At 65.8% G+C, this 20,229-nt stretch carries 19 protein-coding genes and 1 tRNA gene; 14 read left to right on the top strand and 6 right to left on the bottom strand.

The window, feature by feature from the left end; translation table 11 throughout:
* The first annotated feature begins 104 nt into the window (after nucleotides 1–104).
* From mgrA to LG299_RS04325, 8 genes are all read left to right on the top strand, one after another.
* Nucleotides 105–1,172, top strand: a complete 1,068-nt coding sequence (mgrA, locus tag LG299_RS04360) for an L-glyceraldehyde 3-phosphate reductase (protein ID WP_404433742.1) — start codon at nucleotides 105–107, stop codon at nucleotides 1,170–1,172.
* Nucleotides 1,169–2,092 (top strand): 4-(cytidine 5'-diphospho)-2-C-methyl-D-erythritol kinase, encoded by a 924-nt coding sequence (locus LG299_RS04355; protein ID WP_404433741.1) that lies wholly within the window; start codon nucleotides 1,169–1,171, stop codon nucleotides 2,090–2,092. The genes mgrA and LG299_RS04355 overlap by 4 nt, the downstream gene beginning before the upstream one ends.
* An 85-nt stretch (nucleotides 2,093–2,177) precedes the next feature.
* The gene (locus tag LG299_RS04350) at nucleotides 2,178–2,999 is read left to right on the top strand and encodes an ABC transporter ATP-binding protein (protein WP_404433740.1); all 822 of its coding nucleotides are present in this window, start codon (nucleotides 2,178–2,180) and stop codon (nucleotides 2,997–2,999) included.
* A complete protein-coding gene (locus LG299_RS04345) occupies nucleotides 2,996–3,697 on the top strand; it encodes an ABC transporter permease (RefSeq protein WP_404433739.1) in 702 nt (233 codons plus the stop codon). Before LG299_RS04350 ends, LG299_RS04345 begins: the two co-directional genes overlap by 4 nt.
* Nucleotides 3,694–4,479 carry an ABC transporter permease gene (locus LG299_RS04340; protein ID WP_404433738.1) on the top strand — a complete coding sequence of 262 codons (786 nt, stop codon included), beginning with the start codon at nucleotides 3,694–3,696 and terminating at the stop codon, nucleotides 4,477–4,479. The genes LG299_RS04345 and LG299_RS04340 overlap by 4 nt, the downstream gene beginning before the upstream one ends.
* Nucleotides 4,476–5,414, top strand: coding sequence for an ABC transporter substrate-binding protein (locus tag LG299_RS04335; RefSeq protein WP_404433737.1), 939 nt, complete (start codon nucleotides 4,476–4,478; stop codon nucleotides 5,412–5,414). Before LG299_RS04340 ends, LG299_RS04335 begins: the two co-directional genes overlap by 4 nt.
* A 125-nt stretch (nucleotides 5,415–5,539) precedes the next feature.
* Nucleotides 5,540–7,360: an ABC-F family ATP-binding cassette domain-containing protein gene (locus LG299_RS04330; RefSeq protein WP_404433736.1), complete on the top strand. Its 1,821-nt coding sequence runs from the start codon at nucleotides 5,540–5,542 to the stop codon at nucleotides 7,358–7,360.
* Nucleotides 7,361–7,487: 127 nt separating this feature from the next.
* Nucleotides 7,488–7,928: a hypothetical protein gene (locus tag LG299_RS04325; RefSeq protein ID WP_404433735.1), complete on the top strand. Its 441-nt coding sequence runs from the start codon at nucleotides 7,488–7,490 to the stop codon at nucleotides 7,926–7,928.
* 17 nt (nucleotides 7,929–7,945) lie between these two features.
* Here the strand turns inward: LG299_RS04325 and LG299_RS04320 are convergent, their stop codons facing one another.
* The gene (locus tag LG299_RS04320; protein WP_404433734.1) at nucleotides 7,946–8,443 is read right to left on the bottom strand and encodes a MarR family winged helix-turn-helix transcriptional regulator; all 498 of its coding nucleotides are present in this window, start codon (nucleotides 8,441–8,443) and stop codon (nucleotides 7,946–7,948) included.
* Nucleotides 8,444–8,500: 57 nt separating this feature from the next.
* Here LG299_RS04320 and LG299_RS04315 point away from each other — a divergent pair.
* The 6 genes from LG299_RS04315 (at nucleotide 8,501) to LG299_RS04290 (ending at nucleotide 14,073) form a co-directional block, all read left to right on the top strand.
* Nucleotides 8,501–8,572, top strand: a tRNA-Gln gene (locus LG299_RS04315).
* A 1-nt stretch (nucleotide 8,573) separates the two neighbouring features.
* Complete coding sequence (gene glmU / locus LG299_RS04310; protein ID WP_404433733.1) at nucleotides 8,574–10,034, top strand: bifunctional UDP-N-acetylglucosamine diphosphorylase/glucosamine-1-phosphate N-acetyltransferase GlmU; 1,461 nt, start codon at nucleotides 8,574–8,576, stop codon at nucleotides 10,032–10,034.
* The gene (locus LG299_RS04305; RefSeq protein ID WP_404433732.1) at nucleotides 10,009–11,043 is read left to right on the top strand and encodes a ribose-phosphate diphosphokinase; all 1,035 of its coding nucleotides are present in this window, start codon (nucleotides 10,009–10,011) and stop codon (nucleotides 11,041–11,043) included. Before glmU ends, LG299_RS04305 begins: the two co-directional genes overlap by 26 nt.
* A gap of 109 nt (nucleotides 11,044–11,152) precedes the next feature.
* Nucleotides 11,153–11,635 (top strand): hypothetical protein, encoded by a 483-nt coding sequence (locus LG299_RS04300; protein WP_404433731.1) that lies wholly within the window; start codon nucleotides 11,153–11,155, stop codon nucleotides 11,633–11,635.
* A gap of 3 nt (nucleotides 11,636–11,638) precedes the next feature.
* Entirely contained in the window at nucleotides 11,639–12,493 is an 855-nt protein-coding gene (locus LG299_RS04295) for an FAD:protein FMN transferase (RefSeq protein WP_404433730.1), read from the top strand.
* A complete protein-coding gene (locus LG299_RS04290; protein WP_404433729.1) occupies nucleotides 12,490–14,073 on the top strand; it encodes an FAD-dependent oxidoreductase in 1,584 nt (527 codons plus the stop codon). The genes LG299_RS04295 and LG299_RS04290 overlap by 4 nt, the downstream gene beginning before the upstream one ends.
* Before the next feature lie 20 nt (nucleotides 14,074–14,093).
* On the opposite strand, the gene LG299_RS04285 is transcribed toward LG299_RS04290, so the two are convergent.
* From LG299_RS04285 to gndA, 5 genes are all read right to left on the bottom strand, one after another.
* Nucleotides 14,094–15,509, bottom strand: a complete 1,416-nt coding sequence (locus LG299_RS04285; RefSeq protein ID WP_404434800.1) for a sensor histidine kinase — start codon at nucleotides 15,507–15,509, stop codon at nucleotides 14,094–14,096.
* A 110-nt stretch (nucleotides 15,510–15,619) separates the two neighbouring features.
* On the bottom strand, nucleotides 15,620–16,354 hold the full coding sequence (locus LG299_RS04280) for a response regulator transcription factor (protein WP_404433728.1): 735 nt from the start codon (nucleotides 16,352–16,354) through the stop codon (nucleotides 15,620–15,622).
* A gap of 74 nt (nucleotides 16,355–16,428) precedes the next feature.
* The gene (locus LG299_RS04275) at nucleotides 16,429–17,694 is read right to left on the bottom strand and encodes an MFS transporter (RefSeq protein WP_404433727.1); all 1,266 of its coding nucleotides are present in this window, start codon (nucleotides 17,692–17,694) and stop codon (nucleotides 16,429–16,431) included.
* A gap of 39 nt (nucleotides 17,695–17,733) precedes the next feature.
* Nucleotides 17,734–18,729, bottom strand: coding sequence for an NAD-dependent epimerase/dehydratase family protein (locus LG299_RS04270; RefSeq protein ID WP_404433726.1), 996 nt, complete (start codon nucleotides 18,727–18,729; stop codon nucleotides 17,734–17,736).
* A 28-nt stretch (nucleotides 18,730–18,757) separates the two neighbouring features.
* Nucleotides 18,758–20,161: an NADP-dependent phosphogluconate dehydrogenase gene (gndA, locus tag LG299_RS04265; RefSeq protein ID WP_404434799.1), complete on the bottom strand. Its 1,404-nt coding sequence runs from the start codon at nucleotides 20,159–20,161 to the stop codon at nucleotides 18,758–18,760.
* Nucleotides 20,162–20,229 lie beyond the last annotated feature (68 nt).

The raw sequence follows: 20,229 nt of genomic DNA, 5'->3' as shown, positions 1-20,229 counted from the left end.
GACTACGTCGCCTTCGTGTCGATCCCGTTTCGGGGGTCATACCGTTGACACGCGACCCCGGATGTGCAGGACCAGTCGCCGTGTGCGCGGGCTAGGCTCGGGGCGTGACCGATGCACCGCGCTTTCGCCCAGATGTCAACGATCTTCACCGGCCCTACTCGGCCTCCCCGGAGCGATACTCCGCGACCGAGTATCGCCAAGTAGGTGCTTCCGGCCTGTACCTTCCGCCGCTCTCGCTCGGGTTGTGGTGGAACTTCGGAGACAATATCCCGTTCGACAACCAGCGCGCTCTCTTGCGCCACGCGTTCGACAGCGGAATCACGCACTTCGACCTCGCGAACAACTACGGCCCGCCGTACGGCACCGCTGAGACCAACTTCGGTCGAATGATGCGCGAGGACTTCGGGCGCTATCGGGACGAGCTGATCATCTCGTCCAAGGCCGGGTACGACATGTGGGCAGGTCCCTACGGCGATCACGCGTCGCGCAAGTACCTCCTCGCGAGCGCTGAGCAGTCTCTGACGCGCATGAGCGTGGACTATGTCGACATCTTCTACTCGCACCGGGCCGACTCCGTGACGCCGATCGAAGAAACCGTGGGCGCCCTGGACACGCTCGTCCGCCAAGGCAAGGCCCTGTACGTCGGCATCTCGTCCTACAGCGCTGAGCGCACTGCCGCTGCCGCTGCGGCCGCGCGCAGCCTCGGCACGCCGCTGGTCATCCACCAGCCCTCGTACTCGATCCTGAACCGCTGGGTCGAGGACGGCCTCACCGACGTCCTGAAGCAGGAGGGGATGGGCGCGATCGCATTCACCCCCTTGGCGCAGGGTTTGCTGACCGACAAGTACCTCGGCGGCGGCCCCGCCGATCGTGCCCAGCAGCGCAGGTCGTTGCCCGAGCGACCGCTCTCCGAGCGGGGCCTTTCGACCCTTCGATCGCTCGATACGATCGCGAAGGAGCGCGGGCAGACTCTCGCTCAGCTTGCGATCCAGTGGGTGCTGCGTGACCCGGTAGTCACCTCGGCGCTCATCGGGGCCTCGCGTCCCGAACAGCTGGACGAGAACATCGCCGCCCTGAGTGGCCCCGCATTCAGCACCGAGGAACTCGAGCAGATCGACGCGCTCTCCGACATCATCGACGTCGACCTCTGGGCGGAGTCGGCGAAGCTGTGAGCGCGCCGCTCGTCGACGGCCGCGTGCATGTCAGGGCGCCCGGCAAGCTCAACCTCTTCTTCGAGGTGGGCGATGTCCAAGAAGACGGGTACCACGATGTTGCCTCGGCCTATCAGGCCGTGTCGCTCTACGAAGACGTGTGGGCATCGCCCTCCGACGAGTTCACGATCTCGATTTCGGGTTCGGTGGACGTTTCCGGCGTGCCGGCGGATGACCGCAATCTTGCTCTGCGCGCGGCACGTCTGGTCGCCAAGAAGGCAGGCTACCGAGGCGGGGTACACCTCGAGATCGTCAAGCATGTGCCGGTCGCGGGGGGAATGGGCGGCGGGTCGGCGGATGCTGCGGCCGCCCTGGTCGCGTGCGACGCACTATGGGGCACCGACCTGGGCGGGCCGCAGCTGCAGCAGCTCGCCGCGCGACTGGGTGCAGATGTGCCCTTCGCTCTCATGGGCGGAAGCGCCGTCGGAACGGGCCGCGGCGATCAGCTCAGTCCGGCGCTCGCGCAAGGCAGGTTCGACTGGGTGATAGTCCCGGCCGAGGGTGGACTCTCGACACCCGACGTGTACCGCCGTCTCGATGAACTGCGCACGCACCCCGATATCGCTCCGGCTTCGCAGGTACCGGTTGTTGCCACCGGTGTGCTCCAGGCGTTGCGCTCCGGTTACCCGGTCGCGCTGGCCGAGCACGTCCGCAACGACCTGCAGGCGGCGGCTCTCTCACTCAGGCCCGATCTTGCGACCGCACTCGAGGCCGGCCTGGACTACGGCGCACTCGCGGGGATGGTGTCGGGTTCAGGACCGACGCTCGCCTTCCTGACCGCGGACCCGCCTGCCGCTCTCGAGGTGCAGATCCTGCTGTCAGCAGCGGGTCACCACGCCCTCCACGTACACGGCCCCGTACCGGGAGCGCGCATTCTTTAGCGCGCTAGTGCTTCTCTGGCTGTAACACAATGGTCACCGTTATTCGGACCCACCTTTCCCAGGGTTCGTTACGCTCGAAATCCAGATGATCGAATTCTCCGGCGTGACCAAGGAGTTCCCGGACGGCACTCGCGCCGTCGAGGACTACAGCCTTGTCATCCCCTCAAGAAGGACCACGGTGTTCGTCGGCTCCTCGGGATGCGGCAAAACGACCCTTCTGCGCATGATCAACCGGATGGTCGATCCGACCTCAGGTGACATCACGATCGACGGCGACAGCATCCTGAACAAAGATGTCGTGCCACTGCGTCGCAGCATCGGCTACGTGATGCAGAACTCTGGGCTCATGCCCCATTTCACCGTCATCGACAACGTCGCCACTGTGCCTGTACTGCGCGGCGTGCCGAAGAAGGTCGCCCGCGAAAACGCGCTCGCCCTTCTCGATACCGTCGGGCTTGATCGATCGCTCGCGGGGCGGTATCCGAATCAATTGTCGGGCGGTCAACAGCAGCGTGTGGGTGTCGCGCGCGGTCTTGCGGCTGACCCCAACATCCTGCTCATGGACGAACCGTTCGGTGCCGTCGACCCGATCGTGCGTGCCGACCTGCAGCAGGAGCTGCTGCGACTTCAGCGCGAACTCGGTAAGACGGTCGTCTTCGTCACCCACGACATCGACGAGGCATTCCTGCTTGGCGATCAGGTGGTGATCCTGCAGAAAGGCGCGCAGATCGCTCAGGCCGGGACGCCCGACGAGATCATCGAGAATCCTGCGGACGACTTCGTCGCCAGCTTCATCGGCGCTGATCGGGGGAGGCGGGCGCTGCGCTTGAAGCAGACCCCGCATGGCACCGTCGTCGTCGACACGGAGGGACGCACGCAGGGCGCAATCGTGAGCGACGCGTCGTGACCTGGCTGTTCGCGAATTTCGAGCTCGTGATGGAGCTCAGCATCAACCACGTACGGTTGAGCGTGATTCCGATCGTGCTCGGGTTCCTGATCGCGGTGCCTCTGGGTCGATTGACTCTGGCGGGACGCTTCACGCGCGGCACGATCATCACCGTGACAAGCCTGCTGTACACGATCCCGTCGCTCCCGCTCTTCGTGATCCTCCCCGCGATACTCGGGACGAAGGTCCTCAGCGAGGTGAACCTGATCGTGGCGCTGACGGTCTACGCGGTCGCGATCATGGTGCGCGCATCCGCCGACGCGTTCGGCTCCGTGTCAGAAGACACGAAGCAGGCCGCGACCGCGATGGGCTTCTCGCGGTGGAGCGCATTCTGGAGGGTGGAGTTCCCGCTCGCGGGCCCCGTGCTCCTTGCCGGCATGCGAATCGTCTCCGCCTCCACAATCGCGCTCGTCTCCGTCGGTGTGTTGATCGGGTCGGCGAACCTCGGCTACCTGTTCACGAATGGCAAGGCACGCAACAACCTCGAAGAGGTGATGGTCGGCATTGTCGCAAGCCTGCTGATCGCCCTGATCTTCGACGTCATCCTCGTCCTGATCGGACGTGCGCTCCTTCCGTGGAGCCGCACGGATCGAGCGACGCGTCGTCGTGCGGGGACTGAGTCGGTCACCGCACCGCTTCGAGCGGCGGGGGCGGCATGAACCTCTTCATCGACGCGCTGAACTGGATCCTCGATCCCGCGAACTGGGTACCGGGATCCCGAACGCCCCTGCCACTTCAGGACCGGATCGCCGAGCACCTGTTCTACACCTTCGTCGCGGTGGCGATCGCCGCTCTCATCGCCCTCCCGGTCGGCTTTTACATCGGCCACACCGGACGAGGGCGTCAGTTCGTGATCGGCTTCACCGGAGCCATGCGCGCACTTCCCACGCTCGGGGTGTTGTTCTTCCTGACGATGGTGCTCGGCTCGGCCGTTCGAGGCACGTTCGGGGTCTTCCTCGGCACGATGATCGCCCTGATCATCCTCGCGATCCCGTCGATCCTCGCGGGGGCGTACGCCGGCCTCGAGTCGGTCTCACGCCAGACGATCGACGCAGCGCGAGCAAGCGGGATGACCGAGATGCAGATCCTCACCAAAGTGGAGATCCCGCTCGCGTTGCCGCTCATCATCGGCGGCCTGCGCTCGGGCATCCTCCAGGTCATCGCTACCGCCGTGATCGCCTCATACGCGGGGCTCGGCGGTCTCGGTCGCGTGATCTTCAGTGGCATCGGGCTCAACGACTACGACCGCATTCTCGGTGGCGCGATCCTCGTCACCGTTCTCGCCCTCGTGGTCGATGGCGTCTTCGCGCTGATCCAGCGCCTCACACGAGTCCCTGGAACCGGCACAGCCGCCGGCTCTGAGGGCGCACAGCTCCGTCGACGGGCAGAAAAGCCCCCGGCGGTGGAAACACCACTCCGAGAAAGGAATTTCACAGCATGAAAACTTCAAGGATGGGCCGGGTCATGGCGGGCATGATCGCGGCTGGTGCAGTCATCGCGCTCGCCGGATGCACGCAAGCAGATCCCACGGCCCCCGACACAGACACGGACGCCGGAGCAGCAACCTCCGACACGATCATCGTCGGGTCCTTCGCGTTCCCCGAGAGCGAGATCCTCGGCGAGATCTACGCCCAGGCGCTCGAGGCCGCCGGGTTCGAGGTTGAGACTCAGTTCAACATCGGCCCGCGTCAGCAGACGATTCCCGCTCTTCAGGACGGCTCGATCAACCTGATCCCCGAGTACAACGGCAACCTGCTCGCGTACTACGACGTCGACTTCGAACAGCGCACCACCGAAGATGTCGACGCGGCGCTGGGGGATGCGGTCGCCGCAGACGACCTCGTCGTCTACGAATCTGCGGAAGCAGAAGACAAGGACGCCTACGTCGTGACGAGCGAGTTCGCCGAGGCGAACGACCTCGTCACGATCGGCGACCTGGTGAATGTGCAGCCGTTCACGCTGGGAGCCAACCCGCAGTTCTCTGAGCTTGGATATGGCCTTCCGGGTCTTGCGTCGGTCTACGGCGTCACCGACGTCGAGTTCATCCCGTACGAGGACTTCGGTGGACCCGACACCGTGCGCGCGCTCGTCGATGACACGGTGCAGGTGGCCGACATCTACACGACCTCGCCTGCCCTCGTTGCTGAGAACCTCGTCGTCCTCGAGGACGACATGAACCTCATCGCTGCGCAGAACATCATCCCGCTGCTGAGCGCATCCATCGACTCGGAAGAGCTCGCAGACGTCCTCAACGCCATCTCGGCCGAGCTCACCACCGACGACCTGATCGCGCTGCGCGACCGCGTCGAGGGTGACGAGCAGGCCTCGGCGGCGACCGCTGCCACGGATTGGCTGACCGAAAAAGGTCTGCTGTAACGCACCCGAACGCCACTGTAGGCACGCGATCTACCTAGCGCCGGGTCTGGAGCAATCGCTCCGGGCCCGGCGCTTTCGCTATCGCGCGTCGACCGAGCATCCGCTCGCGTAGCCTTGATCGAGATATGGCGCATCTACTGGGGGCTGAAGCCCTGCACCTCGAGTTCCCCACGAAGGTGGTCTTCGACTCGGTCTCTCTCGGCATCGACGAGGGCGACCGCATAGGCATCGTCGGCCGCAACGGCGACGGAAAGTCCAGCCTGCTCGCAATGCTCGCCGGCCTTCTCGATCCCGATGGCGGCCGAGTCACCGTGCGCGGGGGAGTCACGGTCGGTGTGCTCGATCAGGCCGACACCATCGGTGACGATGGCACCGTGGGTGAGGCCGTCGTCGGCGACATTCCCGAGTACGAGTGGGCGGGCAACTCCCGCGTGCGCGACGTGATCGCGGGCCTGTTGTCTGACATCGCGTGGGATGCCTCGTTGTCGGCGCTCTCGGGGGGTCAGCGCCGTCGCGTGGCCCTCGCGCAGCTGCTGATCGGCGACCACGACGTCATCTTCCTCGACGAGCCCACCAACCATCTCGATGTCGAGGCGATCGCCTGGCTCGCTGGGCATCTGAAGACGCGGTGGAGCCAGAACTCCGGTGGACTGCTGGTCGTCACACACGACCGCTGGTTCCTCGATGAGGTCTGCACCAAGACATGGGAAGTCCACGACCGTATCGTCGACCCGTTCGAGGGGGGGTACGCGGCGTACATTCTGCAGCGCGTCGAGCGCGACCGGCAGGCGGCCACGATCGAGCAACGCCGCCAGAACCTCGCGCGCAAAGAACTGGCGTGGTTGCGCCGTGGAGCGCCGGCGCGCACGTCCAAGCCCAAGTTCCGCATCGACGCGGCCAATGAGCTGATCGAAGACGTTCCCGAGATTCGCGACAAGACCGAGCTTCAAGGCTTGGCGGTCACTCGTCTAGGCAAAGACGTGGTCGACCTGCTCGATGCATCCGTCACCTATCCGGATGCATCGACCGGCGAGCCGCGCGAGGTGCTGCACGCCGTCGAGTGGCGGATCGCGCCGGGCGAGCGCACGGGAATTCTCGGGGTCAACGGCGCCGGAAAGTCGACACTGCTGGGGCTCGTCGCGGGCACCGTCGAGCCGACCGCGGGTCGGGTGAAGCGCGGCAAGACCGTGCAGGTTGCAACACTGACCCAGCGCCTGGATGAGCTCGAACGGCACATGAACGATCCCGTCCGCGTGGTGATTGCCGGACTTCGCACGACGTACACGTTCGGTGCGGGGTCCAAGGCGCAAGAACTCACGCCCGGTCAGTTGCTCGAGCGCATGGGCTTCTCGAGCGCCCAGCTCTCGACGCCGGTGAAAGATCTCTCGGGTGGTCAGAAGCGCCGCCTGCAGCTCCTGATGATCCTGCTCGAGCAGCCGAATGTGTTGATTCTCGATGAGCCGACGAACGACCTCGACACCGACATGCTCGCGGCGATGGAGGACTTGCTCGACACCTGGCCGGGTACTCTCCTGGTGGTCTCGCACGACCGGTATTTCATCGAGCGCGTCACCGACCAGCAGTACGCGATTCTGCACGGGCGCCTGCGGCACCTGCCGGGTGGAGTGGACGAGTACCTGCGATTGCGCACGCGGGAGCGTGAAGCTCCGATTGCAGTGGCAGCCTCCGCTGCCGCGGCCGCGGTCGCGGGTCCTCCCGCGCTCGCCGGTGCTGAGCTTCGCGCCGCGCAGAAAGAGGTCTCAGCCCTCGAGCGGCGCCTTGAGAAGCTCGAGGGTCAGATCGCGAGCGCCAAGACAGCGCTCGCCGAGCACGACCAGTCCGACTACGCCGGGATCGGCACCGAGATGGCGCGCATCGGCACGCTCGAGGCCGACCGCGATCAGGTCGAGGAGCGCTGGTTCGAGCTCACCGAACAGCTCGGCTAGTTCACACTGCTCCCGGGGTGACCCCACACATCCGTGCACGAGACCACAGATTTGTCGCGTCCGGACGTGTGGTTTTCGTGCACGGATGTGTGGGTTTCGTTGCCAGGACGCGTTGTACGGTGAAACGATGCGCGAATCACGCCGAACGGCAGGCTCCACCCGCTCGATGGTCTCTGCGGGTCTCGCGGTCGCCTTGGCGATCGGCATCACCGGATGCTCCCTCGACACCGTGATCTGGGGTGTCGACGGCGCTGCAGTGATCGCGGCCACGGACGCGGTGATCATCGCGGCCCGAACCGGTGAGGCAGAAGCGCTCGCCTGCGAGGACGGTGTCGCCGACTTCGGTGAGCCCGCGGATTGGACCGGGCTCGAGCCGGGCGAACCCGAGCGGTACACCGGCACCTACTGGAAGGAGCAGGCCCCCCTTGACCCCGACTGGAGCATCAACCTCGAGATGGGTGTGCCTGAAGGGGGCGGCTCCGTTCCGGGCGATCTCTTCTTCCGCGATACCGAAGACGGTCTGTGCGTCGTCGACCTCGTCTGGGCGACCGTGATCGAGGTCGGCTAGCGCGCGCACCAGAACAACTATCCGTCGAACCCGAGGCTGAGCTTTCTCAAGAGTCCCGCGAGCTTCTCGCGATCGCTCCGCGACACCGCATCGAGCAGGACCGCCTCGGCATCGACCAGCCGCGTGATCGCGGCATCCACACGAATCTTTCCGTCTTCGGTCAGTGTGACGAGGATGCTGCGACCGTCGTCCGGGTCAGCTTCACGGTGCACCAGCCTCCTGCCGACGAGCCGGTCGATCCGGTTGGTCATCGTGCCGCTCGAGACCAGCGTCTGCTGCAGCAGTTGCTTCGGGCTGAGCTGGAATGGTTCGCCCGCCCGGCGAAGCGCCGAGAGAACGTCCCATTCCCACGACTCGAGGTCGCTGCGGCGAAAGGCGTCGCGGCGCGCGCGATCCAGATGTCGAGAAAGGCGATCGACGCGCGAGAGCACTTCGAGCGGCGAAAAGTCCAGATCAGGGCGCTGCGCGACCCACGCCTGCACGATGCGATCCACTTCATCGGTGTCGGAGGTCACACTGTCATGTTCCCACGGTCTGGCAGACTTGACGGGGCGCGCGTCATCGTGTGCCGGTCCGCCGTGGTGTAACGGCAGCACGACAGCCTTTGGAGCTGTTAGGTCTAGGTTCGAATCCTGGCGGCGGAGCATGTCAGATACCACTGCATCGTTGGTCGTCGTCGTTCTCGCGGCAGGCCAGGGCACCCGCATGAAGTCGGCGTTGCCAAAGGTGTTGCATCCGATCGGCGGGCGTACTCTCGTCGGCCACGTGGTCCACACCGCCCGCGCTCTCTCGCCCGAGTCTGTGCTCGTTGTTGTCCGTCACGACCGCGATCGTGTCGCGGCAGCTGTCGAGGCCGACGATGTCAGGGTTGTCGACCAGGACGAGGTTCCCGGCACGGGCCGGGCCGTCGAACAGGCACTCGAAGCGATCCCCGGGTTCGAAGGCGACGTTCTCGTGCTGAGCGGCGATGTGCCCCTGCTCGAAGCCGACACTCTCGCGGCCCTCATCGACGCACACCGCCAGAGCGGTGCCGCCGCGACCGTGCTGAGCGCGGTGCTCTCGGACGGCACCGGGTACGGACGGGTGATCCGCGACGCCGAAGGGTCGGTCGAGCGCATCGTCGAGCAGAAGGACGCGACGGCCGACGAGGCATCCGTCAACGAAATCAATGCCGGCGTCTACGTGTTTCGCGCGCCCGCGCTGCGCACCCAACTGAGCTTCGTGGGAACAGCCAACGCACTGGGCGAAAAGTACCTCACGGACGTCGTCGGGTTGCTACGCACGGCCCGCGAACTCGTCGCAGCCGCGGCGGCGCCCGATGCCGCGGCCGCCCTCGGCGTCAATGACCGTGTGCAACTGGCCGAAGCAGGGCGCTTGCTCAATGCGCGGACAGTGCGTCGCTGGCAGCTCGAAGGCGCAACGATAATCGACCCCGCAACGACCTGGATCGACGTGGATGCCGTGCTCGCGCCCGACGTCACCGTGCTGCCGAACACTCAGCTGCTCGGCGCGACGGTGATTGCCACCGGCGCGACGGTCGGCCCTGACTCCACCCTGACTGACTGTGAGATCGGCGAGGGCGCGACAGTCACCCGCACGCAGGCGACGCTCGCTGTGATTGGCGCGGGCGCGACGGTCGGCCCCTTCTCGTACCTCCGGCCCGGAACCTACCTGGGCGCTGGCGGCAAGATCGGCACGTTCGTCGAGACGAAGAACTCCACGATCGGCGATGGCAGCAAGGTGCCTCACCTGTCATACATCGGTGACACGACGATCGGTACCGGGGTGAACCTCGGCGCGGGTGCGATCACGGCGAACTACGATGACATCGCCAAGCACCGCACCGAGATCGGCGACGAGGTGCACACCGGATCGCACAACGTCTTCGTCGCGCCCGTTAGGATCGGTGACGGAGCCAAAACCGGCGCCGGAGCGGTGATCCGCAAGGACGTTCCGGCCGGTGCGCTGGCTCTGAGCGTGGCCCCTCAACGCAACGTCGAGGGCTGGGTCGAGACCAACAGACCGGGAACGGGCGCGGCGGCTGCCGTAGTCAAGTCTCGGTCGGCACAGAAGGCGGACGATGGCGCGCAAGAAGAAGACGGTTGAACTTGACCGCGAGCACGATATTGCGCCAGGGCTGGTAGCCAAGACGAAGAAGCGACTGGTAGTCGCTGGTGGTCGATCGCACCCCGCTCTTGCGGTCGATGTCGCTGCGGCGATCGGCACCGAGCTGGTGCCCACTGAGTACCGCACGTTCGCGTCGGGTGAGATCCTCACGCGGTTCGAGGTCTCGATCCGCGGATGCGACTTCTTCCTGATCCAGAGCTTCGGTCCTCCGGTGAACGAGTGGCTCATGGAGACGCTCATCATGCTCGACGCTGCCAAGCGCGCGTCGGCCAAGCGCATCACTGTCGTCGCGCCGTACTATCCGTATTCCCGACAAGACAAGAAGAGCCGCGGCCGCGAGCCCATCAGTGCCCGCCTCGTCGCCGACCTGATGAAGACCGCCGGTGCGGACCGTGTGATGAGCGTCGACCTCCACGCCGCGCAGATCCAGGGCTTCTTCGACGGCCCCGTCGACCACCTCTTCGCCAAACCGGTGCTCCTCGAGTACTTCGAGAACACCCTCAGCGCAGCTGACCGCGCGCAGCTCACGGTCGTCTCACCCGACACCGGCCGCGTTCGCGTGGCCGACACGTGGTCCGACAGCCTGGGGGCGCCGCTGGCGATCATCCACAAGCGCCGCGACCCCAATGTGGCGAACCAGGTGACGGTGAACGAGATCGTCGGTGACGTCAGCGGACGAGTGTGCCTGCTTGTCGACGACATGATCGACACCGGCGGCACGATCGTCAAGGCGGCCGAGGCGCTGAAGAAGAACGGCGCCGAGCGCGTCATCGTCGCCGCGACGCACGCGATCTTCAGCGACCCCGCCACCGAGCGCTTGCAGTCCGAGGCGATCGACGAAGTCGTCGTCACCGACACCGTCCCGATCCCCGAGGCCAAGCGCTTCCCGACGCTCACGATCCTGCCCATCGCGCCGCTGCTCGCGCGGGCAATTCACGAGGTCTTCGAAGACGGATCGGTCACGAGCATGTTCGACGGCGCTGCCTGAACGCGCGCGCGCATTCATAGCAGGTTCAAAGGCGTGACGCCCCTGATTGGCATCCTGGGTGCGTAGCGTATGCGTTACCTCGTCCGGAGGCCGCAGAAGGAGGACCCTCATGATCCGCACCGCCGTATCTCGCTCACAGACCACGCGCTTCGGAGTCGCCACCCTGGTCGGACTGGCGGGCGCCATTGCTCTCGCTGGGTGTGCGTCTCCCGACGCGACCGGAACCACGGACTCCGGCGACTCAGGCACGTCGACGGACTCCTCCACAGGTGGATCGACGGGAACCTCGACGGGGACCTACGTCGACGGCACCTACACCGCTGATGGGTCCTACTCGACCCCAGAATCCGTTGAGACGATCGCGGTGACGATCACGCTCGCCGATGGGGTGATCACCGACGTGACGGTCGAGGGCGATCCGCAGAAATCCGAGTCTGAGGAGTACCAGGGAAGGTTCATCGGCGGGATCGCCGATGTCGTGGTCGGACAATCGATCGACGAGATCCAGGTGAGTCGGGTCGCGGGGTCTTCGCTCACCAGCGGCGGGTTCAACAAGGCGATCGAGATCATCAAGTCTGAAGCTACGGCGTGACCAGTGTTCGCCTGGAACTTCGAGGCGATCGGGACGCACTGGCAGATCAACACTGACCGGCCCGTCAGCCACGGCGACCGCGCTCGGGTGACCGCGCTGATTGATCGCTTCGAGCACGAATGGTCGAGGTTCCGCGCCGATTCGGCTGTCTCGGCGCTCGCGAACGGCGTCGCTCAGGTGCCGTTGCCTCCCGATGCGCCCGCGTTGTTCGACACCTACGCGCAGCTCTCCGCCGCCACAGACGGAGCCGTCAACCCGCTCGTCGGTGACGCGCTGGCGCGCCGTGGGTACGGACCGGAGGTGTCGCTGATCGACCGGGGCGCGCAGGCGGCGCCGGAGGACTGGCGGCGGATGCTGGCGTGGTCGGGCGAACACCTCTCCCTCACGGAGCCAGCGATGGTCGACATCGGCGCGATCGGCAAAGGACGTCTGGTCGACATCGTCTTCGAGGCCCTGTGCGCGACCACGTCGGGCACAGTCGTGGTCGACGCGAGCGGTGACTCACGAGTTCGGGGCCAGACGCAGCGTGTCGGACTGGAGCATCCTTTCGATACGCGGCGTGCGATCGGTGTGATCGAGGTCTCGGATGCGGCACTGTGTGCCTCGGCCACCAATCGGCGCGCCTGGGGTGAGGGTCTGCATCATGTGCTGGATGCTCGCACCGGAGAGCCGGTGCGTGCGATCGCCGCGACGTGGGCGATCGCCGAGACCGCGATGCGCGCGGATGCAATCGCCACGGCGCTCTTCTTCGACGGTGGACCGGAGCTCGCCTTCGAGTGGGACGTGCAGTGGGTAAGGATGACCACCGACGGCTCGGTGCAGTGGTCACCCGGGAGTAAGGCAGAGTTGTTTCTGTGATCGGCTCATTGACCTCTCTCTGGAATCGCGTCTTCGCCGTGCTCGGGCGCGTGTCGATGTACCGCCTGGTGCTGATGGCGCTCGGCGCGCTCGCGGCGATCGCTCTTGTGCTGTCGCTGTTCGGTCAGGTCGGCCCGACCGCTCTCGAACTCGGTGTCACGTTCGTGGCTCTTGCGTTCGTGTGCGGGGGAGTCGACGTCGCCGCCCACCGACTCCTCAAGCGGCCCTGGCGCCCCGAGTCCTCGCTGATCACGGCGCTGATTCTGCTGTTCGTCCTCGCCCCGTCTTTCGAGCCGCTTCCGCTCTTGGGTATCACCGTCGCCGGTGCGGTGGCGTCGCTGTCGAAGTACGTCATCGCCTGGCAGGGTCGGCACATTCTCAACCCGGCCGCCACTGGTGCGGCCGCTCTGGCGGTGCTCTACATCGTCGCCCCGGAGCTCGGTGCTCCGAGTTGGTGGGTGGGAACGGCGGCCATGGTGGCACCCGTTGCTCTGCTCGGGCTGATCGTGTTGTGGCGAACGGAGAAGATTCGAGTCATCGCGGTCTTCTTGCTCGTCGCCGTCGCGGTGGCCGTCGCACGCACCTCATCGCAATACCAGGCTGCGGGGCTGGAGGTCGAGATCGGCGAGATCTTCTGGCCGATCCTGCTTTCCGGGCCGTTCCTCTTCCTTGGCGCCTTCATGCTCTCTGAGCCCCTGACGCTTCCTCCACGCCGTTGGCAGCAACTCACCGTTGCCGTCATCGTCGGCGTGCTGGCTGGTTGGCCGATCGACCTGGGAGCGGTAAGCCTCGGCCAGGACCGCGCGCTGCTCATCGGCAACCTCGTCGCATTCGCCTTCGCCGTGCGCACCGCCGTCCGACTCACGCTCCAAGCCCGCACGGACCTCACTCCGACGGTGCGCGAGCTGACCTTCCGCGCGGGACGCGAGCTCAAGTTCTTGCCCGGGCAATACCTCGAGCTTGAAGTGCCACACCGTCACGCTGATGCCCGCGGCACCCGGCGCGAGTTCAGCATCGCGTCCGCGCCCGAAGACCTCCCGCTCGTGCGCGTCGCCTTCAAAGAGGCGCAGAGCAACGGACGTAGTCCGGGCGCGAAGCCGATGAGTTCGTTCAAGCGCGCTCTCGCAGAGGTCACGCCCGGAACGGCGCTTCCCGTGACCGGCGTCTGGGGCGACTTCCTGCTCCCCACCAAAACGATGACACCGATACTGATGGTGGCGGCGGGCATCGGAGTGACGCCGTTCGTATCGCAGTTGCGTCATCTGCAGCTCGCCGAAGAAGACCGTGATGTGGTGGTGGTCTACGTCGCATCAGAGGCCGCCGAACTGGCGTACCGCCCCGAGATCGAGGCATCCGGGGTCACGGTCATCGTCTTCACCCGTGATCGTCCCGAGAACCTCCCGTCGCACTGGATGTGGGCGCAGGGCGTGCGACTCGACGCAGAGGGGCTCTTGCGCGTCGTGCCCGACATCTCAGCGCGTCATGCGTACATCTCAGGCCCGGCCGCGCTGATCGCTGATCTCGCCCCGGCGCTCGAGCGCGCGCGATCCATGACGACCGACGCGTTCAGCGGCTACTGAGTCGGGTTGCCCCGACCAAGTCAGTCCGCCGGTGTGGTGGGCATCACCGTCGGCAGGCGAAGCTCGAAGGTCGTGTCTCCCGGCTCGCTTCGCACGGACAATTCGCCGGCATGGGCGAGCGCGATCGCCTGAGCGATCGAAAGTCCGAGTCCGGTTCCGCCGGTCTTGCGGGCGCGAGATCGGTCGGCGCGCGAGAAGCGCTCGAAGAGTTCGTCGCGGACGCCGGGGTCGATGCCGGGCCCATCATCGTGCACGCGCAATACGGCGAAGCCGTCATCTGCGGTCGCGCTGACCGTCACCGTGGTGCCTTCGGGCGTGTGTGTGCGCGCATTGGCGAGGAGGTTGCCGACGACTTGGCTCAACCGGCCGCCATCGCCCGCGACAACGACGGGTTCGTCGCTGAGGTCGAGAATCCACGAGTGACCCGCATCCGCCGCCTGCGCATCGCCGACGCTCTCGATCGCCAGCCGGGACAGGTCGACAGCGCCGTACACGAGCTCCTGGCCCTCATCGAGACGGGCAAGCAGCAGGAGGTCTTCCACGAGCGTTGTCATGCGCAACGATTGCGCCTGGATTCGCTCGAGGGATGCTTCGGTCGTTTCCACGGTCGCGGCGCCATGGCCCTGCCGGAGGGCGCGTAGCGACAGTTCGGAGTAGCCGCGGATCGAGGCCAGTGGCGTGCGCAGTTCGTGGCTCGCGTCGGCGACGAACCGACGCATCCGCTCTTCGTTGTGTTGACGGGCATCCAGCGATGCGCCGACGTGATCCAACAGGGTGTTCAATGCCTCACCGACGCGCCCGACCTCGGTGCGCGGGTCGGCCTGGTGGGCGGGGACCCGCTCGGCAATGGACACCTCGCCCTGATCGAGCGGCAGAGTGGCGACGCGTTCGGCGGTATCGGCGACAGCGCGCAGGGGAGCAAGCCCCGCGCGAATCGTCCACGCTGTGGCGGCTGCGAGGAGCACCAGACCGCCGAGGGTGAGCAGTGCGATTGTGGTGAGCATCTGTCCGATCGTCAGAGCGACGTCGGCGCGCGACAGTCCGACGACGACGATCGACTGGGGGCCTCCAGGGACGGAGGAAACGGCCGAGCCATGCACTCGAAAGGTGCCGATGTCATCGATCGTGACGACCAGGGGGCCTTCGGCGCGTAGCCCTGCGGCCAGCTGTACGATCTGCTTTTCGGTGAGCTCAGTGACCGAACCATCTGACTCGACAACCGCGGCGGTGGGGGATTGAGGGGGAGATTCAACCGCGAGGAGGAACCCGGGCTGTTGAGGCTGTTCTTCGAGGATCTCTTCGGCAGTGAGTCCCGCCGCGATGAGTTGACGCGCCATCACCGGCGTCCGCTCCACCGAGGATCGCAGCTGTTCGGTCAGACTTGCTTCGAGCACCCCGCCGAGGATCGCGCTGGTGGCGACACCGACCAGCACCATGATCAGCGAGGTGATGCCCACCACAGTCAGGATGAGCTTGCGCTGGAGAGTCCAGGCTCGCTTCTTGGGAGCAGTCTCTTCCTTTGGTGCTTCGGAGGCATCCGCGGTCGTCACTGCGGGGCCTTGATCATGTATCCGACACCGCGCACCGTGTGGATGAGCGGCTCGCGCCCCTGGTCGAGCTTCTTGCGCAGGTAGGAGATGTACAGTTCGACGACCGACGAGCGCCCGCCGAAGTCGTAGTTCCACACGCGATCGAGAATCTGCGCCTTCGAGACCACCCGGCGCTGGTTGCGCATCAAGAAGCGCAGAAGCTCGAATTCAGTCGCCGTGAGATCGATCTGCTCACCGGCTCGTTCGACCTCATGGCTGTCCTCGTTGAGCGTCAGATCACCCACCCGCAGGATCGGCTCGGCACCACTGGCCTGGGCGGTGCCAGCGCGGCGCATGAGGCCGCGCAGGCGCGCGACGACCTCCTCGAGGCTGAACGGCTTCGTGACGTAGTCATCGCCGCCGGCCGTAAGTCCCGCGACTCGGTCGTTCACTGAGTCCTTGGCGGTGAGGAAGAGCACCGGAACATCGTTTCCGGAGTGCCGCAGTCGCTGCAGCACGGCCATCCCATCGAGGTCGGGCATCATGATGTCGAGCACCAGCGCATCGGGCTCGAAGTCGCGTACGAGCTGCAGCGCGTCGAAGCCGGACCCTGCGGCGCGGACTTCCCAGCCTTCCATGCGCAGTGCCATCGAGAGCAGGTCGGTGAGCATCTGCTCATCGTCGATGACCGCGACGCGCACGGGCGTGCCGTCGGGACGCAGCAGGGCGTGCGAAGGAGAAGAGGTGCTCATGCACCTATTGTGCGCACCGAGACTATGAGGTTCCTATGGAATGCGCTATGAGCGTGCTGTGAAGCTTGTGGGCCTCAGCGTGCAGCTTTGATCGGCAGCACCGCAAGGGCTCCGAGCGTAGCTATCACCGCGGCGATAACGAACAACGCTGAGAACCCGCCGAACGCCACCACGATCAGGGCTCCGAGCATCGGTGCCAAGGCCTGGGGCACGGCGGAAGCGATGTTCATGATGCCGAGATCTTTGCCGCGCGTCCGCGCATCGGGGAGTACCTGCGTGGCGAGCGCCTGGTCGACGGCAAGGAAGCATCCGTATCCCGCTCCGAGCATCGCCGCGGCCAGCAGGACGGTCTCGAAGCTCGCGAAAACGAGCAGCAGTAGCGCCCCGGCGGCTTGCAGAGCAGCAGACGTGAACACGAAGGGCTTGCGCCGCATCCATCTATCCGACAACCGTCCGCCCACGATAGAGGCGATGATCGAGAACACCATGTAGATCAGGGTGACGATGAGCAGGTCGTCCTCAGCCCCCGATTCGGGTCGGCCCAGCCCGAAGATCAGAAAGTAGAGCAGCAGTCCCGTGATGAGCGCGTTGCCGATGTTCACCAGGATGCGGCTGAGCAACGTCCAACCGAAGTCGGGGTACGCGCGCGGGCTGATCCAGAACCCGCGCACCATCCCGACGAACGTGAGCGGCGCCCGGTCGATGCGCTCGAGCACCGCGTCGGGGGCGAGGATCAGGAATGGGAGCACAAGCAGTACCAGCAGCACGGCCAGCGCCGCGTAGCCCAGCAAGAGGCCGGTGAAGACGAAGCTGACGAGCACGATGCCCACGATGATCCCCGCCGCCTGCGGTGCCGAGACGATGCCCGAGACGAAACCGCGCTGTTTCACCGGAACCTGATCCGAGATCATGGCGGTGAGCGCCGAGCTCAGTGCGCAGAACCCGGTGATTGCGAGCGACCAGGTGATCGCTACCCCGGGTACCGTGCTCTGCACCGACAGCAGACCGAGCGAAACCGCGAACAGCAGGGCACCGCCAAGGATCCAGGGTCGACGTCGGCCGAATCGTGATGTCGTGCGGTCCGAGAGCGCGCCGGTCAGCGGGTACGCGATGATCGCGAAGATCGAGGACAGCCCCGAAACTAGACCGAACACCAACACACTGTCTTGCCAGGTATCGGTGGCGATGAGGCTGTTGACCTGCAGCGGGAGCAGTAACTGGATCGGCGTGAGCTGTGCCATCCACAGTCCCAGCCATGCGGCGCCGAAGCCGGCGATCCACCAGCCTCCGACTCGCCGGGTAGGTTCAGCGAAGACGCCGACGGTCACGGCAGTACTCACGGGTGCTCAATTCGCTTCGGGCTGGGCACCTGAATCTTGTCACCCTGCAGAACGGGCGTACTGCACGAGTCGGTCGAACACGCCGTCGATGGCCGAATCGATGGCTTGCTGGTCGGGATGCGCGTCGTAGTAGTCGATGATCTGGCGCGCACCCTCGTCGAACATGATCGTGGTGCGGAACTCAGGCACGAGCGCCATCACCTTGGCGTTGTCGAAGATCACCGAGTGCGCCTTGTCGCCAACGAGCGTGGGGCCGAGTTCGGGCGCGAACGCGGCGATCGCATCAGAGGTGACGTGGACAAGATCGGGGGATGCCACACCCGCCGCCGTAGCCAGCCACCCGTAGATCTGGTTCCACGTCGGCGCGTGCGAGCCGGTAACGGTGAACGCCCCGCCGAGCGCCTCGGGATGGCCAAAGAGTCCCGTCACCGCGACGGCCACATCATCGGCGTGGGTGATCGTCCACAAGCTCGTTCCATCACCGTGGACGATCACCGGGCGTCCGTCGCGCATACGCGCGATGTCGGCCCAGCGGCCGAGCGTGGGGATCATCTGCTCGTCGTACGTGTGCGAGGGACGAATGATGGTGATCGGCGTGTTTCGTGTCTCATACGCCGCAAACAGAAGATCCTCACAGGCGATCTTGTCGCGGGAGTACTGCCAGAAGGGGTTCTCCATCGGGGTTTGCTCGGTCACCGGAAGACTCACGGGCGGCTTCTGATAGGCGGATGCCGAGCTGACGAACAGGTACTGCCCGGTGCGGCCCTCGAAAAGATCGAGCCCGGTCTGCACGTGCTCGGGGACGAACGAGAGAAAGTCCGCCACGACATCGAACTCCCGATCGCCGACGGCTGCCCGGCTCGCGTCGCTGTCGCGTACGTCGGCGGTGAGCTGCTCGACACCCGCGGGCAGCGCGCGGCGTTCGCTTCCGCGATTGAGCACGGTGACCTCATGACCGCGCTCAAGGGAACGCCGCACGCATGCCGCGCTGATCGTGCCGCTACCGCCGATATACAGGACTCGCTGTGCGCTCATCCCTCCATCGTGCCCGATGGCGTGTGAATCAGTGGGTGTCTTCGGCTTCGATTTCGGTGCGGTCGCCGGACCAGAGGGTGTGGAAGGTGCCTTCTTTGTCGATGCGCTTGTAGGTGTGTGCGCCGAAGAAGTCGCGTTGGCCCTGGATGAGGGCTGCGGGCAGGCGGTCGGCGCGGAGGCCGTCGTAGTAGGCGAGTGAGGAGGAGAACGCGGGGGCGGGGATGCCGGAGCCCGCGGCTGTCGAGACGATCCGGCGCCATGCGCCCTGTGCTCGACCCAGTGCTTCGACGAAGTACGGGGCGGTCAGCAGCACGGGGAGTTCGGGGGCTTCGGTGTAGGCGTCGGCGATGCGGTTGAGGAACTGGGCGCGGATGATGCATCCGCCTCGCCAGATCTTCGACACGGCCCCGAGGTCGATCTGCCAGTTGTACTCGGCAGCACCCGCGCGGATCTCGTCGAACCCCTGCGAGTACGCGACGATCTTGGAGGCGTAGAGCGCGAGGCGCACGTCTTCGATGAACGCGTCGGTGTCTTCGACGGTGAGTTCTTCTTCGACGCCGGGAAGGACCTGCGAGATGATGCGCTGCTCGGGGTGGGAGGACAGCGACCGGGCGAACACGGCTTCGGCGATCCCCGAGACCGGGACCCCGAGGTTGAGTGCGGTCTGCACGGTCCAGGCGCCGGTGCCCTTGGCTCCGGCCTGGTCGAGGATGACATCCACCAGCGGCTGGCCGGTGGCAGCGTCGACCTGGCGGAGGACTTCGGCGGTGATCTCGATCAGGTACGACTCGAGCTCGCCCGCGTTCCACTCGGCGAAGACGTCCGCGATCTCGGCGGGGGTCTTGCCGGTGCCGCGGCGGATGAGGTCGTAGGCCTCGGCGATGAGTTGCATGTCGGCGTACTCGATGCCGTTGTGCACCATCTTCACGAAGTGCCCGGCACCGTCGTGCCCGATGTGGGTCACACAGGGCTCACCCTCCGCGATCGCGGCGATGGACTTCAGGATCGGACCGAGAGTCACCCACGACGCGTCGGACCCGCCGGGCATGATCGAGGGGCCGAGGAGGGCTCCCTCCTCACCGCCCGAGATTCCGGCGCCGACGAAGTTGATCCCGGTCTCGCGCACGGCCTTCTCACGACGGATCGTGTCGGTGAACAGCGCGTTGCCCCCGTCGACGATGATGTCGCCCGGCTCGAAGACCTCGACGAGGGAGTTGATGACGGCATCGGTCGGGCCACCGGCCTTGACCATGATGATCGCCGTACGCGGCTTCTGCAGCGACGCCGCGAACTCCTCATACGTCGAGGTCGACACGAAACCCGCTTCGGGGTGGTCGGTCGTGAGCTCCTCGGTCTTGGCAAAGGTGCGGTTGAAGATCGCCACGGTGTTGCCCTCGCGGCTTGCCAGGTTGCGGGCGAGGTTGGACCCCATAACCGCTAGTCCTACTACGCCGATGTTTGCCGTTGCCTCGGTCACACGCACTCCTGTCGTCGTTCGAC

Origin of the sequence: Microbacterium lacus, from assembly GCF_044794305.1 — a bacterium.
Classification (GTDB): Bacteria; Actinomycetota; Actinomycetes; order Actinomycetales; family Microbacteriaceae; genus Microbacterium; species Microbacterium lacus_B.
The sequence above is the reverse complement of the archived record's forward strand: the minus strand, read 5'-3'. Positions and strand labels throughout refer to the sequence as shown.